The organism is Massilia hydrophila (genome assembly GCF_020208145.1).
Lineage (GTDB): Bacteria > Pseudomonadota > Gammaproteobacteria > Burkholderiales > Burkholderiaceae_D > Telluria > Telluria hydrophila.
In genome coordinates this window covers 376,369-392,891 of record NZ_JAHYBX010000002.1, presented here as the reverse complement: position 1 = coordinate 392,891, position 16,523 = coordinate 376,369, and the positions used below count along the sequence as shown (strand labels likewise).

At 67.0% G+C, this 16,523-nt stretch carries 13 protein-coding genes; 1 reads left to right on the top strand and 12 read right to left on the bottom strand.

What is annotated here, in order from left to right; genetic code table 11:
* The first annotated feature begins 61 nt into the window (after window positions 1-61).
* The gene (locus LE190_RS08850) at window positions 62-838 is read left to right on the top strand and encodes a spermine/spermidine synthase domain-containing protein (RefSeq protein WP_225238367.1); all 777 of its coding nucleotides are present in this window, start codon (window positions 62-64) and stop codon (window positions 836-838) included.
* A gap of 17 nt (window positions 839-855) precedes the next feature.
* Here the strand turns inward: LE190_RS08850 and LE190_RS08845 are convergent, their stop codons facing one another.
* From LE190_RS08845 to LE190_RS08790, 12 genes are all read right to left on the bottom strand, one after another.
* A complete protein-coding gene (locus tag LE190_RS08845; protein WP_225238366.1) occupies window positions 856-2,004 on the bottom strand; it encodes a M48 family metallopeptidase in 1,149 nt (382 codons plus the stop codon).
* 150 nt (window positions 2,005-2,154) lie between these two features.
* Window positions 2,155-3,099, bottom strand: coding sequence for an alpha/beta fold hydrolase (locus LE190_RS08840; protein ID WP_225238365.1), 945 nt, complete (start codon window positions 3,097-3,099; stop codon window positions 2,155-2,157).
* Window positions 3,100-3,295: 196 nt separating this feature from the next.
* On the bottom strand, window positions 3,296-4,837 hold the full coding sequence (locus LE190_RS08835) for a hypothetical protein (protein ID WP_225238364.1): 1,542 nt from the start codon (window positions 4,835-4,837) through the stop codon (window positions 3,296-3,298).
* Window positions 4,834-6,825: a DUF4175 domain-containing protein gene (locus LE190_RS08830; protein ID WP_225238363.1), complete on the bottom strand. Its 1,992-nt coding sequence runs from the start codon at window positions 6,823-6,825 to the stop codon at window positions 4,834-4,836. Before LE190_RS08830 ends, LE190_RS08835 begins: the two co-directional genes overlap by 4 nt.
* Complete coding sequence (locus LE190_RS08825; protein ID WP_225238362.1) at window positions 6,809-7,780, bottom strand: BatA domain-containing protein; 972 nt, start codon at window positions 7,778-7,780, stop codon at window positions 6,809-6,811. The genes LE190_RS08830 and LE190_RS08825 overlap by 17 nt, the downstream gene beginning before the upstream one ends.
* Window positions 7,777-8,667 (bottom strand): DUF58 domain-containing protein, encoded by an 891-nt coding sequence (locus tag LE190_RS08820; RefSeq protein ID WP_225238361.1) that lies wholly within the window; start codon window positions 8,665-8,667, stop codon window positions 7,777-7,779. The genes LE190_RS08825 and LE190_RS08820 overlap by 4 nt, the downstream gene beginning before the upstream one ends.
* 2 nt (window positions 8,668-8,669) lie before the next feature.
* Window positions 8,670-9,593 (bottom strand): AAA family ATPase, encoded by a 924-nt coding sequence (locus LE190_RS08815; RefSeq protein ID WP_229517018.1) that lies wholly within the window; start codon window positions 9,591-9,593, stop codon window positions 8,670-8,672.
* A gap of 84 nt (window positions 9,594-9,677) precedes the next feature.
* A complete protein-coding gene (locus LE190_RS08810; RefSeq protein WP_224944242.1) occupies window positions 9,678-10,298 on the bottom strand; it encodes a DUF4159 domain-containing protein in 621 nt (206 codons plus the stop codon).
* A 21-nt stretch (window positions 10,299-10,319) separates the two neighbouring features.
* Window positions 10,320-11,657, bottom strand: coding sequence for a TldD/PmbA family protein (locus LE190_RS08805; protein ID WP_225238359.1), 1,338 nt, complete (start codon window positions 11,655-11,657; stop codon window positions 10,320-10,322).
* Window positions 11,658-11,670: 13 nt separating this feature from the next.
* Window positions 11,671-13,308, bottom strand: coding sequence for a TldD/PmbA family protein (locus LE190_RS08800; protein WP_225238358.1), 1,638 nt, complete (start codon window positions 13,306-13,308; stop codon window positions 11,671-11,673).
* A 17-nt stretch (window positions 13,309-13,325) separates the two neighbouring features.
* Window positions 13,326-14,660 (bottom strand): TldD/PmbA family protein, encoded by a 1,335-nt coding sequence (locus tag LE190_RS08795; RefSeq protein WP_225238357.1) that lies wholly within the window; start codon window positions 14,658-14,660, stop codon window positions 13,326-13,328.
* 13 nt (window positions 14,661-14,673) lie between these two features.
* Window positions 14,674-16,308 carry a TldD/PmbA family protein gene (locus LE190_RS08790; protein ID WP_224944290.1) on the bottom strand — a complete coding sequence of 545 codons (1,635 nt, stop codon included), beginning with the start codon at window positions 16,306-16,308 and terminating at the stop codon, window positions 14,674-14,676.
* Window positions 16,309-16,523: the final 215 nt, after the last annotated feature.

Sequence of the window (16,523 nt, the reverse complement as noted above, 5' to 3'; positions counted from 1 at the left end):
GCCGGGAGGCAAGCAGCACGGACGGTACGGTATGATCGCGGCTTACTCCCGTGTTGCCGCCATGCCGCCTTCCTACGCCCGCATCGATCCCCGTTTCGCCCAGCCCGGCCACCCGCCCGCCACCATCGACGAATTCGACGGCGTGCGCTTCCTGCACCTCGGCACCTCCTGGGTGCAGGGCGCAATGCGCCTGTCCAAGCCGGACGCCATCGAACTCGAATATGTCCAGATGATGATGATGTGGACCCTGTTCCAGCACGCGCCGCGCCGCATTGTCCAGCTGGGGCTGGGCAGCGCCGCGCTCACCAAGTTCTGCTACCGGCGCTTTCCCCAGGCCCGGGTAGCGGCCGCCGAGCTCAATCCGAACGTGATCGCGATCTGCCGCGCCCTGTTCGGCCTGCCCGAGAACGACGACCGGCTCGACGTGCGCGAGATGAACGCGCTCGACTTCGTGCTCGATGCCGCCAACCACGGCCAGGTCGACGTGCTGCAGGTCGACCTGTACGACCACGATGCGCGCGGCCCGGTGCTCGATTCGCCCGAGTTCTACCAGGGCTGCTACGACTGCTTGAGCACGGACGGGATCATGACCGCCAACGTGTTCGGCCAGATCGACAGCTACGACAGGAACCTGCTCGCCATGCAGCAGGTATTCGACGCCGTGGTCTGGCTGCCCGAAGTGCATGACGCGAACATCGTCGTCCTCGCTTTCAGGCATGCACCCCAGCTCGACTTCTCGACACTGTACGAACGCGCAGGCGAGATCCGGCGCCACCTCAACCTGCCGGCAAAGAAATGGGTGGACGGGCTGAAGGAGTGGATGCGCGACCACGCCTGAGGCGCCCTGCTTGCCGCTCAGCCGCGGCTGGCACTTGACGCCGATGCCGGTTCCGGTGCTTCCTCCACCTCCGCGGACGCGTCCTCGCCGGCCTCGCCGGCCTCGTCACCGCCCTCGTTTTCTCCTTCGTCGTCGACGAGCATCGTGTCCAGGGCGTCGGCCTGCTCGCCGTCTTCTCCGGCGCTTTCTTCCGGCTCGGCGCTATTGAGCTCGCGCGCGATCTGTTCGAGGACGGCGCCATCCGCCCCGAATGCCTGCTCGAGCGCCGACCTCTGCATCTCCGCCTGGATGGCGGGAAGCGCGGCCACCGCCAGGATCCCAATGATGAAAAAGGCCATCACGGCCCCCGCCACCCCGCCGCCGGCCATGCGCGGCATGAAGAAGGCGAGGATCTTGGCGCCCAGGTGGCGGCGCGGCTGCGTCACTTCCTGGCCGGAAGCCAGTGCGCGCACGGCCGCCATGCGCTTAACCAGCCATGGATAGTCGGCCACCAGCTCATGGAAGGACATCCAGAAGCCATTGCTGCTGTGCGACTGGGCGATGAAGGCGGTCTTGTTCAGGTCGCGCCAGCGGCGGCTGCCGGCGGCCAGTACCGCCAGTCCCTGCTCGGCGCTCGCCGGGTCGCCGCAGGCGGCCAGTCCATGACGGTCGCAGGTGTATTCGCGCGCGCGCGCATAGGCCGCGCCGACCAGGGGCAGCAGGGTGGCTGGCAGCAGCACCCGGCCCCAGGTCAGGTGACGGCGCTTGATGTGACCCAGCTCATGGCCGATGTAGAAGTTCAGCGCGTCCGGATTGTCGGCCAGCCCATCCACCACATCGGTGTACAGCACCAGGAAGTCGCGGCCCAGGAAGCGGGTGGCGAAGGCGTTCAGGGCGCCGCCCATCTGCAGGACGTAGGCCTGCGGCTCGACCTCGATGTCCAGGCGCGCGCAGCACTGCGCGATCTGGCGCTTGAGGTCGGGGAACTGCTCCTCGGTGATGCGCACGCCCGTGCCCTTGATGTAGGAAATGAAGGCCGACTGCACGAAGCAGTACACCACGAAGAACATCAGCATGTACAGCAGCGCCAGGCCGAGCGTGCCGATGACCAGCACCGTCCAGAACACCACCGAATACACCATCATGATCGTAAACAGGGTTTTCTCGTTCTTGTACACCAGTTCCATGCATCCCTCCATCGGTAATCCGTCATTGATAAAAAATGTTCAGATGACAGAGTTACCATCCGTGGACGGATGGTTACTTGCTTAGAATCAATTCACTGTAGTTATGAATGAGAAAAACCTCCTGCGCTTGCACGCGCTGCGCGGAAGCGCTCAGCGCCCCGCCCCGCTGGATGGCATCCTGCGCAGGAAGGCCGCGTAAAGCCCTGCGGTTTCCCTGGGGTCCTCCATCATCGGCAGATGGCCGATCCCTGGAAGGATGCGTACTTCTGCTTGCGGTAGCAGCGCTGTCAGGGTTTGCGCTCCGGACACGTCGAACACCTTGTCCTTGCTCCCCCATAGCGCCAGCGTCGGCACCGTTACTTTGCCAATGTACTCTTGCAGCAGGTAGCGGTTCTTTAATTGCTCATCCCACATCCGCCGGTTGGATCCGGCATTGGCGATCGCTTCCCGCTCCGCCATGTGCAATATCGGATAAGGCAGGAAAGGCCGGTCGCCGAATACCAGCGCAAGCATCGCATCGAACTCGGCGGCATTGCGCGCCACCAGTGGCGCCTGGCCGGCGCCGATCAGCCGGTCCATCGCGCTTGCCGTTCCAGAACGCAGTCCATGCGGGGCCCCGATGAAAGCCAGGCTGGCCACGCGCTCGGGATAGCGGACGGCGAACAGGGCGGCGATCGTCCCTCCCATGGAATTGCCGGCAAGATGGGCACGTGCGATACCCCGCGCATCCATGAACTGCCTGAGCCTTACCGTTTGCGCCGCATAGTCGTAGGCCTGGCCGGCATGCCGGCCGCTCTCGCCGTAGCCGGGCAAATCGGGAGCGATCACGTGGTAGTGGCCAGTGAGCTGGCGCGCGAAATCGACCCAATGGTCTTTCTCGGCAAAGATGCCATGCAAGAGCAGCACGCTTTCGCCTTCGCCGCCCTCGAGGTAGTGCACGGTATGGGTACCGACCTGCACGGTCTTTTCTTCGAGACCGGACAGGCTACGGTTCAGTATCAGCAAGGCTTCCCTGGACGTTTCCGGGCTACCGTAGTAAGCGGCGGCGGCAAAGGCCAGCAGCAAGGCCGCCGTCCACGGCACAATGCGCTTCATGCGCAGTCTGGGTTGGGGTACACGCATCATCGGCATCCTCCGGGCGCCACAGCCTGCACGGCCCTGGCCAGGTGAATAGAGCAGGTCGGATCAAAGATTAACAGGAAGTCTATCCAACACCTTGCCAAGCGCCAGTCACCAACGCGGCCGCCGTGCATCCTCGACCCATTTTTGTGCGAATGAGGGACCGCATTGACTAGCGCCGCTCGCGCCACCACAGCAGCAGCATGGCCAGTACGAAGGCCAGCGCGAACGCCCAGGCCGGGAAGGCGCGGGCGGCGCCGGCCAGCGCCCGGTCGGGCGTGCGGGCGGCGTAGCGCGCAGTCGCTTCGCGCCGCTGCGCCGCCTGCCACTGCGGCCAGTCGCCCGGGGCGTACACGTAGACGGCATGCGCACCGCCCCGCGCATCCTCGACGCGCAGCCAGCCGCTCCGTCCTGGCCAGACGGCCACGCACGCGGCATCGCCACGCGGCTTCCAGCTGCGGCGCAGCTTCAGGTCCGGGAACACGGCTTCGCCCTGCACGCCGCGCGCGCACAGTTCCATGCGCTGTCCCGGCAAGGGTAGTTCTTCCGGCTCGAGCCATTCGACCTGGCGCGGCATGTCGATGCCCACGTGGTCCAGCACGCCCTGCCACCACAGCGCCAGCGCCTGCGGCTCGGCGATCGCGTGGCGGTGCCATCCGGCGGCTCCCAGCCAGGCGACGCGGCCCTTCTGCCAGTCGCGGGTCCAGACGGTGTCGTCGGTGCTGGTCCACTCGCCTGCCGTGCGCGTGGCAGGGTTGAGAGGCGCGGCCAGCATCTCCAGTGGCGCGCCGGCTTTCTTGTCCGCCGCCTGCGGCCGCAGCGCCAGGCCCAGGCTGCGCGCCCAGATACCCGGGTCGTTCGCGTTCGCACCCAGCACCAGCAGCGGCAGGCCGCCCGCCACACGGCCGAGCAGCGCGGAACGCTCGGCGGCACCTAGACGCTCGAACCAGGCGGCATCGACTACCAGCAGGTTCGGCGCTGTCATCTCGGCCAGCGGCAGTTCGGTGCGGGTAATGGCGCGGCCCAGCACCACTTGCCAGTCGAGCAGCGCGCCGCTGCCGGCCAGCAGCTCGTTCAGGCTGCGCAGGTCGAACGAAGGCGCGCCGAAGCGGCCCTGCACCTGCAGGATGTCCGGCGCGTGGATCGTCAGCGGCACCGGCCCCTCGGCGCGCAGCTTGCCGGCCGCGTCCAGCAGGCGCGCCTTGAGCACCATGCGCTCGGCCAGCGGCGGCATCCAGTTCACCGCCAGGTCGCCGCTGCCGCGCGCCTCGGCGATGAGCTGGCCGTTCTCGGCCAGCAGCTGCAGGCGCGCCTCCGCCTTGTCGTCGCGCTGCATGCGCAGCGTGAAAGTACGTCCGAGCGCCAGCTGGCGCGGATGGTGCAGGCGCAGGGTGCCGCCCTCGGGACGCTGCCATTGCAGGGGCAGTGCCGGCAGGTCGTTCCATTGCGCGGCGCGCAGGCCGTCGCCGTCCACGCTGAAACTCGCCACGCCCTCCAGCAGCGGCGACGGGGTGTCGGGTGCGAGCGCCAGGCTATGGCCGGCCTCGCCCGGCAGGCGGATGCCGGCCGCGAACAGGCCGAGCGCCAGCGCGGCCACCAGCACCAAGAGGGCATCGATCCACTGCCGCCGGCGCGCATACAGGGCGGCGCTGGCCAGGCCCGCCACGCCGGCCAGGGCCAGCAACAGCGTCGTGTTCATCAGGATCCCGTTCACGGCTTGTTCCCTTCGCGCCAGGCGCGTGTAAAGGGTGTCTCGACCACCGGGCGGGCCTGCAGCAGCACCTGGCCCTGCCCCGCACCCTGGCGCAGCCAGGCGCGCAGCACCGGGCGGCAGGGCAGGCAGCCATCCGCCACGTCCTGGATCGCACCCTGGGCCGCCAGGCGCTGTGCATCGTCCTGCAGGTGGGTGCGCACCCAATCGTGGGCGCCGCGGGTCCACAGCGCCGGCAGCGCACCGTCGCCGGACAGCGCCGCCACCAGCAGGCCGATGTCTTCCGGCACCTGCCGCTCGGCCCCGCCCTGCGCGCGGCGGTAGCTGGCCGCACCAATCATGTCGCCCGTCATGCGCTTCTCTTCCTTGATCGGCGGCGGGGCGAAGGCGGTCTTGTGCAAGTAGACGCGCTCGGCCTGCTGCAATTGCTTGATCGCTTCCAGCGCCTTGTGCTCGGGCGGCAGCGCCACTTTCGGCGTGAGCGCGCGCAGCGCCTTCTCGGCATCCCACATCGCCATCAGCGCACGCCGCAGCACCTTCTTGGTCTCCTCGTCGAACAGGGTCGCGTTCTCGGCTTCGTCGTGGGCGTGGCCGTACTGGTGCAGGATGTCCTGCGCCCCACCGGTTCCTTCGCCGCCACCTCCATGGTCGTCATGGTCGTCGTCGCCGTCCGCGAACAGCGAGGATTCCTCGCCCAGGAACTGGCCATAGCGGCGCCGCAGCGCGCCCTGGTCGCTGGCGATCTTCTGGCTGCGTTCAAGGACCGCTTCCTCGCTCATCTTCGTGCTGCGCATGTCGGCCACCAGCTGCTCGGTGTCAATGATGATCTGGCGCTGGCTGCGCAGGCTCTGCGGCTTGACCAGCATCGGCATCGCGGCGCTTTCTTCCTCCGCTTCTTCAGGCGGGGCCGGCAGGCGCAGCGTATAGGTGGGCGACTGCACCGTATGCGGGCGCGCCGCGTTGTCGACCGCGCGCACGAAGAAGTACAGCTCGTCGCCCGGCTCCATGCCCAGCTCGGCCAGCGACCAGTTCCTGGACCAGTCGCGCCGTTTGGGGTTGGCCGAGGCGGGGATCGGCATCTCGCGGTCGGTGAAGCGCACGTTCTCGCCGCTGCCGCGCGCCAGCGTCATGTGCAGGGTGGCGCGCACGATGCGGTAGTCGTCGCGCACCTGCACGCCCATCGCGGCGTGCGTGGCCGATTCCGGGAGTTCCTGCACCATCTGGGTCGGCGCGATGACCGTGATTTCCGGTGCCTGGTCCGGAATCACCTTGACCGTGTAGCGCTTGCCGCGCCAGCGCCAGAACACCGATTCGGTGGCGGTCCAGCGCGCGCATTCGCGGCCCGGCGCCAGCTTCTGCCCGGTACTGAGCTCGATCGTTTCAAGCCCGCCGGCCGGCGCCTTCAGGCACCAGCTGAGCACCGTCTGTTCCGGTACTTGCAGGTCCTGCGGGGCCGATTCGGCCGGCGCGACGCCGGTGTAGGCCGGGGGCGTGCTGCGCACCAGCAGCTGGGCGGAGGCTGGCGCAGCCGATGCATGTGGTGCGGCACCGGGCGCGGACACACCGCCCTGCTGCGCGGGCGCGGTGGCGAACCAGATGGAGGCGGCCGCCACGACGCTGCCCAGCAGCCAGGGCAGGCCCGTGGTCACGCGGCGGCGCGCGATCGCGCGCAATTGCTGGCGGTTCAGGGCGGCGTCGAGCCGTTCCAGCAGGCGCCGCTGCTGCAATTGCGCCACCGGGGTCGGCGCATGCGCCAGCAGGGCGCTGCTGTCTTCCATCTCGGGCACGGCGCCATCGAGCCAGGCGCTCCACTCGATCGCCACGCGGCGCCGCAGCAGCGCCCAGTCCCAGGCACAGAATGCGCTCCAGGCGATCAGGCCGGGCGCGGAACGGATCACGAGCCATGGCAGGGCCCCGGCAATCCACAGGGGCAGCCGGCGCAGCCGGGCGGCGCGCCAGACGCGCCGGGCAATCTCAGCGCCTGCTTGCATGCGTCAGGATCCTTTCGAGTACGAACAGGGCCACCAGCAGCGCCATCAGCAGGCCGCGCAGGGCGCCGCTGGGCTCCGGCGCACGGACGCCGGCGGCCGCCCCGAACACCTGCGAAGGCGCGGTGTGGACCTGCGGGCCGAGGTGCAGGCGCCGCCAGTCGTCCAGCAGGGCGCGCGCCGCTGCGGCGCTGGCCGGCGGCCAGGCGTCGGACTGCCACAGGCGGCCGTGCGCGCTGTCGGCGTAGCGCAGGCCGTCCACCTGCGGCGCCCTGGCCAGTTCCGGGAAGGCGGAGCGATCCGTGACCAGCCACAGCGGCGCGCGCAGCCCGGTCGGCGGCGCGTCCTTGCGGTCCCAGACGACGACAGAGGTCTCCGGGCCCGGCGCCTCGTCGATGGCGATGCCGGCGGCGGAGAACACACGCCGCCAGGCCTGCGGCCGCTCGCTGGCGATGTGGACGCGGTGTTCGGTCTGTTGGGGCGGGCGCGCCAGCGTGCGCAGTTCGATGCGGCGCCCGAAGACCGGCGGCTGCGCCGGCATCGGCAGGTCGCCCAGCACCAGCAGCCGTGCATCCGGCCGCCACTCGCGCTCATGGGCGCGCAGCCAGGCAAAGGCCTGCGCGGCCGGCATCTCGATGCGTTCGGCTTTCTCCAGCCCGGCCTGGGCCGCCTGGCCGCGGGTCCAGCCGGCATCGGTGCCGGTGGCCACGATGACGGTGTCGCCGCGCCAGGGCATGACCGGGTCGGCCAGCCAGGCGATGGCGGTGGCCAGCAGCAGGCAGCGCAGCAGCAGCAGGAGCAGGTCCTGCCAGCGCCAGGCGCGGGTCTGGCGCGGCTCGGTGCGCGGCAGGAAGCGGCTGGTCGCCAGCATTTCGGCCTGGTGCTGCTCGCGCTTGCGCCGGTGCCACCAGATGGGCAGCAGCAGGACTGGCAGGGCCAGCCACCACAGCGCGTTCATGGCCGGCTCCCGGGACGGCGCAACCACAGGCGCAGGACTTCGCCGGGCGCCTGCTCGATGCGCGCGGCGACGAGCGGAATATCGCGCTTGCGGCAGCCCGCCGTCACGTTCGCGAAATGCTGTTCGCGGTTCTTGCGGTAGCCTTCCTTCAGGTCGGCGCCGAAGCGCACCACGCCATCGTCCCGTTCCGGGTCGCGATAGGCCTGGGCGGTGGAAAAGCTGGCGTCGACCTCGGCCTGGGTCTGCAGGCACAGCACGCGCACGTCGTGGCGCATGCCGCGCAGGCGCACCAGGGCCTGCGACAGGGGCGAGGGCCAGTCGAGCAGGTCGCTGGCGGCGAAGATCACACTCGGAGACTGGGCGAAGTGCAGGCTGGCGCGCAGGGTATCGGCATCGGGCAGCGCGCCGGCCGCCTGCGCCCGGCTCAGTTGCAGCAGGATGCGCTGCAACTGGCGTGGGCCGCGCAGGGCGGGCGTGAACTGCACCCTGCCCTCGCCCAGCACGACCAGGCCGAAGGCATCGCCTTGACGCTGGGCGATCGCCGCCACGCAGCCGAGCAGGGTGCGCGCATAGGCCAGCTTGTCGACCCCGCTTACTATCCGGCTCGGTTCCAGCATCGAGGCGCTGGCGTCCAGCACCAGCCAGACCGCCACGTGGCTGTCGCGCTCGGCTTCGCGCACGAAATAGCGGTCGGCGCGCGCCAGCAGCTTCCAGTCGACACGGCGCCACTCGTCCCCGGGCGCGTAGGCCCGGTATTCGGAAAATTCGACGCCGGCCCCGCGCTCGCGCCCGGCGTGGACGCCGTGGCCGAGTCCCGCCAGCACATGGCGGATCACGAGGTCGAGCTTCTGCGTGTGCGCGATCAGCGCGGTCTTCGCCAGCGACAAGATTAATCGACCCGGATCTCGTTGCGGAGGGCGTGCAGGATGTCGGCGATGGCGATGCCGTCCGCTTCGGCTTCGAAGTTGCGCAGCACGCGGTGCGCCAGCACCGGCAGCAGCATGGCCTGGATATCGTCGCGCGTGACCGCCAGGCGCCCCTGCATCAGGGCGCGCGCTTTCGAAGCCAGCACCAGCGCCTGGCCGGCACGCGGGCCGGCGCCCCAGCCGATGTGCTGCTTCACCGCCGCCACCGTCGTCAAGGCCGGGCGGGTGTTGCGCACAAGGCGCGTGGCGTAGCGCAGCAGGTGCTCGCCGATCTCGATGTCGCGCACCAGCTGCTGCAGGCGCAGCAGCTCCTCGACCGTCATCGCCGGTTCGGCATCGTCCAGCCCGGCATGGGTGGTGCGCGAGACCATCAGCACCTCTTCGTCCTCGGTCGGATAGACCACGTCGATGCGCAGCAGGAAGCGGTCGAGCTGCGCTTCCGGCAGCGGATAGGTGCCAGCCTGCTCGATCGGGTTCTGCGTGGCCAGCACGAAGAAGGGCCGCGGCAGCTTGTGGGTGGTGCCGGCGAAGGTCACGGCGCGCTCCTGCATCGCTTCCAGCAAGGCTGACTGGGTCTTGGGCGGCGCGCGGTTGATCTCGTCCGCCAGCAGCACCTGGGTGAACACGGGGCCCTGCTGGAAGCGGAATACGCGCTGGCGCGTGCTGGCGTCTTCTTCCAGGATCTCGGTGCCCACGATATCCGAGGGCATCAGGTCGGGCGTGAACTGCACCCGTCGGAATTCCATGTCGGTGGCTTGCGCCAGCGATTTCACGAGCAGGGTCTTGCCCAGGCCCGGTACCCCTTCCACCAGGGCGTGGCCGCCCGCCAGCAGGCAGGTGACCAGGAGGTCGACCACCTCTTCCTGGCCGATGATCACGCGCGCCATGCTGGCCTTGAGCGCCCCAATCTTCGCGCCCAGGGACGCGATTTCACTTTCACTCCACGCTACCGCATCACGTTCCGACACTGCTCAAGCTCCCAACGCATATTGAATGATGTTGACCGCGAAGCGGGTGTTGTCGACCGCGAGGAACCGCTTGTTGCGGAAGTCGTAGTCCCACTCGCATCCGTAGTCCTTGTTCGAGTACAGCAGGCGGATGCGCCCGCCGAACTCGATCGCCTTCAGGTAATCGTGGACCAGGTCGTCGCCCCAGCCATTGAGTTCCCCGCCGGTGGTCGGCGGTCCGTCGAACTTGAAGAAGCACGAATACAGCGGATGCGTATTCGGGATCTTCTTCAGGGCCGAGGCGCCGAAGATCTTCGTCATCTCGGCCTCGAAGGACTTCGCGAACAGGCCATCGATGTCGTGGTTACAGTCGTCCACGAAAACGAAGCCGCCGCCGCGCAGGTATTTTTCCAGGTTGCGCCGTTCCTGCGGGGTGAACTGCACCAGCTTGTGCCCCGCGAAGTAGCAGAACGGCGCCTGCAGCATCTTCGGATCCGACAGCGCGACGATGCGCTCCGCCGGATCCACCCGCAGCGTGGTGTACTCGACCAGCGAGTTCAGCACGTTGCTGGGCATACGGATATCCACGTCCCAGTCGCCCGATTCGTAGCTCAGGCGGGTGAAGTAGAAATCGAAGGATGCCATATGCGCGCCGCTGCCCCCGGTTCAGACCGCGTCGGACAGCGAGGTGAAGTTGAAGTCGCGCACCTTCATCGGCGGCAGCACCATCTGGAACGGCACTTCGTCGCCACCGATGACTTCCGGCTTGCCCAGTTCATCGATGTTGTTGAGGATGGTGACCGGGCTCTCGTTGAAGCGGAAGTTCTTCACCGGGTGCTTGATCTTGCCGTTCTCGACATAGAAGGTGCCGTCGCGGGTCAGGCCCGTGATCAGGAGCGACTGCGGATCGACCATGCGGATGTACCAGGTGCGGGTGACCACGATGCCCTTCTTGGTGCCCTGAACCAGCTCTTCCAGCGACTTGGTGCCGCCGGCCATGATCATGTTGCCGTGGCCGGCGGTGGCGATGTTGCCGGTCTTCTTGGCCCAGTAGGGCGAGTAGCCGAGCGAGGCGACGCGGCCATCCTTGATCAGGTCGGTGCGCTTGCGGGCCAGCATGGTGCCGCCGTCCCACGGAGCCACCGGCACGTCCGGATTCCACGGGTCGGCCCAGATGTTGACCTGCTGGTCGAACAGCTTCTCGCCCAGGCGGTTGCCGCCGCCCTTCTTGGCCAGGAAGCTGCGGCCTTCGTCGGCGGCGCGCGCGCTGAAGGAGCTGAACATGTTGCCCAAAATTTCAGACGTCGCCGCCGGCTCCAGGATCACGGTATAGCGGCCCGGCTCCAGCGCCTTGGCGTCGACCGAGCGCAGCGCCTTGTCGATCGCGATCTCGGCTGCCTCGGCGGCGTTGAAGCGGCGCGCATCGACCGCCGAGCGGGTCACCCACCCCGAGCCGCGGCCGTCTTCGGTACGTGCGGTGCAGGTAAAGGAGAGATCCGTGAATTCCTGGAAGCCGAACACGCCGTTCGAGTTGGCCACGCACGAGAAGCTGGTGCTGTCGGTGAAGAAACCGGCGGTGACGAGCTTCTTGGCGCGCGCCTGGCCGATCGAGGCGGCCGCCACTTCGGCGCGGTAGTCCGGGTCGATGGCGGCGGTGGCTGGCACGAAGGTCTGGGTGCTGCGGTATTCCTGCTTGCCCACGGCCGGCATGAATTCCGGGTTTTCCGGCGCCAGGCGCGCCAGTTCCTCGGCGCGGCGCACGGCCTTTTCCAGCGACTTGTCGTCGAACTCGTTGATGACGGCGGTGCCGGTGCGCTTGCCGAAGGCAACCCGTACGGCCAGCTGCGTGTCCTCGGTCAGGCCCGCGGTCGACACGCTGTTGCGCGCGAAGCGGATGTTGCCGGTGCGGTTGCCGGTGATCGAGACGTTGCACTCGTCGGCTTTCGAGAAACCGATGACGCGATCGGCGATGCGTTTTGCTTGTTCCTGGTTCAGCTGTTTCATGTATGTCTCCCCTTCAACCGATCTTGCGTGCGGTATTGATGACGTTGATGCCATTGAAGCGCGCGGTACTCGACCCATGCGAGACCGCGCTGACCTGGCTCGGCTGGCCCTTGCCGTCGAAGAACGAGCCGCCCATGCGCCAGTCGCGTTCGTCGCAGATGGCCGAGCAGGCGTTCCAGAATTCCTGGGTATTCGCCTGGTAGGCCACGTCTTCCAGCGGACCGGTGATCTTGCCGTTCCTGATCTCGTAGAACAGCGTGCCGCCAAACTGGAAGTTGTAGCGCTGCTGGTCGATCGAATAGGAGCCGCGGCCCAGGATGTAGACGCCCTTCTTCACGTCCTTGACCATCTCGTCGGGCGTCAGCCTGGCCTTGCCGGCTTCGAGCGACACGTTCGGCATGCGCTGGAACTGGATGGTGCTCCAGCTGTCGGCATACGAGCAGCCGTGCGATTCCTTCTCGCCGATGATATGGGCCTGGTCGCGCGTGGCCTGGTAGTTGACCAGCATGCCGTTGCGGATGATGTCCCACTTCTTGGCGCGCACGCCTTCGTCGTCGTAGCCGATCAGGCCGAGCGAACCCGGCGTGGTGCGGTCCGCAACGAAGTTCACGCGCTCGGACCCGTACTTGAATTTCTTCGTCTCCCACTTGTCGAGCGAGGCGAAGCTGGTGCCGGCGTAGTTGGCTTCGTAGCCGAGCACGCGGTCCAGTTCCGTCGGGTGGCCGACGTTCTCGTGGATGGTGAGGAACAGGTGTTCCGGCGAGAGCACCAGGTCGTACTTGCCCGGCTCCACTGATTTGGCGCCCAGCTTCTCGCGCGCCTGCTTGCCCGACAACCGGGCGTCTTCCACGATGTCGTAGGAGTTGGTGTACAGCGTGGTCACGCCGCCCGCGGCCTGCACCTTGTCGCTGGCTTTCGCGTCGAAGTACTCGTAGCCCATGCTCACCGGCGAACTCAGGCCCGCGCGCGAGCGGAACTTGCCGCTGGCCTTGTCGACGGCGGTGGCGTTGATCGGTGCCCACAGGCGGTGCACGTCCTGGTCGATGTAGGAACCGTCGGTGGAAGCAAAATACTTTTGCTGGTTGATCTGGAATAGCGACGCGGTCATGAAGGTCGCGCCGGCGTCCAGGCCCGCCTTGTTGGCGGCGATCAGCATGTCGGCCTTTTCCTTGACCGGGATGCCGCGCCAGTCCTTTTTCATCGGCGTGGCCCAGGCCACCTCGCCCACGCCCTTGACCGGGGCCAGGCGTACCGGCTCGCTCTGCAGCCTGGCGTTGGCCTTGGCGATCGCTACCGCCTGGCGCGCCGCGTTGGCCACGCCGTCCGGGCTCATGTCGTTGGTCGAGGCGAAGCCATAGGCGCCGCCGGCGATCACGCGCACGCCGACGCCGCTCGACTCGGTATTGCTGATGTTCTCGACATTCAGGTCGCGCGTGACGATGAACTGGTTCAGGTAGCGACCGATGCGCACGTCGCAGTAGGACGCGCCGGCCTTGGTGGCGGCGTTGAGCGCGACGTCGGCCAGCAGCTTCTTGGCGCTGGCCGGCATGGCGCTCATCAGCTCATCGGCGGCGATGGCATGGCCAAACACCGGGATCAGCATGGCGCCGGCCGTGCCGGCGCCGATTTGGAGGAATTTACGACGTTCCATGTGGGGTTTTCCGTTATCTATACCGCGTCCGACAGCGAGGTGAAGTTGAAATCGCGGATCTTCATCGCCGGGATCAGCATCGAATAATTCGCCTCGTCGCCGCCGATCACCAGCGGCTTGCCGATCTCCTCGATGTTGTTCAGCATGCTCACCGGGCTCTCGTTGAAGCGGAAGTTCTTGATCGGATGCTTGACCTTGCCGTTCTCGATGTAGAAGGTGCCGTCGCGCGTCAGGCCGGTGACGAGCACCGACTGCGGGTCGACCATGCGGATGTACCAGGTGCGGGTTACCAGCACGCCTTTTTTCGTGTTCGCGATCAGTTCCGCCGTGCTCTTGTCGGTGCCGGCCATGATGATGTTGCCGGCGCTGCCGGTTGCGCGCTGGCCTTTCTTCTGGGCCCAGTAGCGCGAGTAGTTCAGCGCATTGATGCGGCCATCCTTCACCAGGTGGATGCGTTCGCGCGGCAGCATGCTGCCGTCCCATGGCAGCACCGGCACGTCCTTGTCCCAGGGATCGGTCCAGATGTTGACCTGCTGGTCGAACAGCTTGTCGCCCAGGCGGTTGGCGCCGCCCTTTTTGGAAAGGAAGCTGCGGCCTTCGTCCGCCATGCGCGCATTGAAGCCGCCGATCATGAAGGTCAGCAGGTCGCTGGTGGCGGATGGCTCCATCACCACCGTGTAGCGGCCCGGCTCGAGCGCTTTCGCGTCCACCGAGCGCAGCGCCTTCTCGATGGCGACATCGGCCGCTTCACGCGCATCGAAACGCGCCACGTCGCGCGCCGAGCGCTTGACCCAGCCCGAACCGCGCCCGTCTTCGGTGCGCACGGTGCAAGTGAAGTCGAGCGAGGTGGCGACCTGGTGGCCGAACACGCCGTTCGAGTTGGCCACGGTCTCGAAGGTCTCGCGGTCGGTGAAGAAGCCGGCTGCCACCAGGCCTTTCTTGCGGCAGGCTTCCATCGCATAGGCGGCGGCCTGGGCGCGGAATTCCGGGTCGATGGCGGCGGTCTTCTGGACGTAGGTCTCGGAGGCCTGGTAGCCGGTCTTGGCGATCGCCGGCATGAATTCCGGGTTCTCCGGCGCCAGGCGCGCCAGGTCCTCGGCGCGGCGCACGGCTTTTTCCAGCGACTTGTCGTCGAACTCGTTGATGGTGGCAGTGCCCTGGCGCTTGCCGAAGGCGACCTGCACCTGGATCTGGGTGTCGTCCGACAGGCCGGCGGTGGACACCGCATTGCGCGCGAAGCGGATGTTGCCGATGCGCGCGCCCTCGATGTTGACGATGCACTCATCGGCCTTCGAGAGCGACATCACGCGCTCGGCGATGCGCCGGGTCTGGTCTTGGCTCAGGATGCTCATGGTGTCCCTCGCCTCAGCCGATCTTGCGTGCGGTGTTGATCACGTTGATGCCGTTGAAGCGCGCGGTCGACGAGCCGTGCGAGACGATGCTGATCTGCGGCGGCTGGCCCTTGCCGTCGAAGAAGGAACCGCCCATGCGCCAGTCGCGCTCGTCGCAGATGGCCGAGCAGGCATTCCAGAATTCCTGGGTATTGGCCTGGTAGGCCACGTCTTCCAGCATCGGGCCGATCTTGCCGTCCTTGATTTCATAGAACAGCTGGCCGCCGAACTGGAAGTTGTAGCGCTGCTGGTCGATCGAGAACGAGCCGTCGCCGACGATGTAGATACCCTTCTTGATGTCCTTGACCATCTCGTCCGGGGTGAGCTTCTTCTTGCCGGCGGCCAGCGAGACGTTCGGCATGCGCTGGAACTGCACCGAGTTCCACGAGTCGGCGTACGAGCAGCCGTGCGATTCCTTCTCGCCGATGATGTGGGCCTGGTCGCGCGTGGCCTGGTAGTTGACCAGGATGCCGTCCTTGATGATGTCCCACTTCTTGGTCTTGACGCCTTCGTCGTCGTAGCCCACGCACCCCAGGGAGCCCGGGGTGGTCTTGTCGGCGAACAGGTTGACCATCGGGTTGCCGTACTTGAATTTCTTGGTTTCCCACTTGTCGAGGGTGGCGAAGCTGGTGCCGGCGTAGTTGGCTTCGTAGCCGAGCACGCGGTCCAGTTCCGTCGGGTGGCCGACGTTCTCGTGGATGGTGAGCCACAGGTGTTCCGGCGAGAGCATCAGGTCGTACTTGCCCGGAACGACCGATTTCGCCGTCAACTTGGTCTTGGCATCGCGGCCGGCCGCCTTCGCATCCTCGATGAGGTCATAGGACCCGGTGTAGAGCGTCGCCACGCCGCCCGCGGCCTTGAGCTTGTGCTCGGGGCGGGCGTCCAGGTATTCGTAGCCCATGCCGACCGGCGCGCCCAAGCCCGAGCGCGAGCGGAACTTGCCGGTGGCCTTGTCCACGGCAGTAGCCTGGAACGGTGCCCACAGGCGGTGCACGTCCTGCTCGATGTAGGAACCGTCGGTGGAGGCGAAATACTTCTGCTGGTTCACCTGGAACAGCATCGAATTCATGAAGGTCGCGCCGCCGTCCATGCCGGCCTTGTTGGCGGCGATGAGCAGGTCCGCCTTTTCCTTGATCGGCACCGTGCGCCAGTCCTTCTTGATCGGCGTGGCCCACGAAACCTCGCCGACGCCCTTGACCGGCGCCAGGCGCACCGGCTCGGACTGCAGCCTGGCGTTGGCCTTGGCGATCGCCACCGCCTGGCGCGCCGCGTTGGCGATGCCGTCGCTGCTCATGTCCGAGGTGGCGGCGAAGCCATAGGCGCCGTTCGCGATCACGCGCACGCCAATGCCGGCCGATTCGGTGTTGGCCACGTTCTCGACGTTCAGGTCGCGGGTCGTGATGAACTGGTTCAGGTAGCGCCCGATGCGCACGTCGGCGTAGCTGGCGCCGGCCTTGGTGGCGGCGTTCAGGGCGACGTCGGCCAGCGCCTTCTTGGCGGCCGTCGGCATGCTGCTCAGCAGCTCTTCAGCGGCGATGGCGCGGGTAAAGGGGACGAGCGTCGAGGCGAGCGCCAGGCTGCTGAAATTAAGAAAAGTACGGCGTTCCATCATGTCTCCTGAAATCAAAGCTATTTCTGGGCAGCGTCCCGTGGACAACGCGGTCCGCTCTTGTATGTACGGCGGAATGAGCTCTTCGCCGGGTTGGATGGCCCCGGCAAACTTGTCAACCTTAGCAGCAACTTAAGCTTTTGAATAGGCAATTGTTGTGCCAGATCAAAGCATTTTCCAAGTACATGTTTTGGTATGCGCCTGGCTTCCTATCC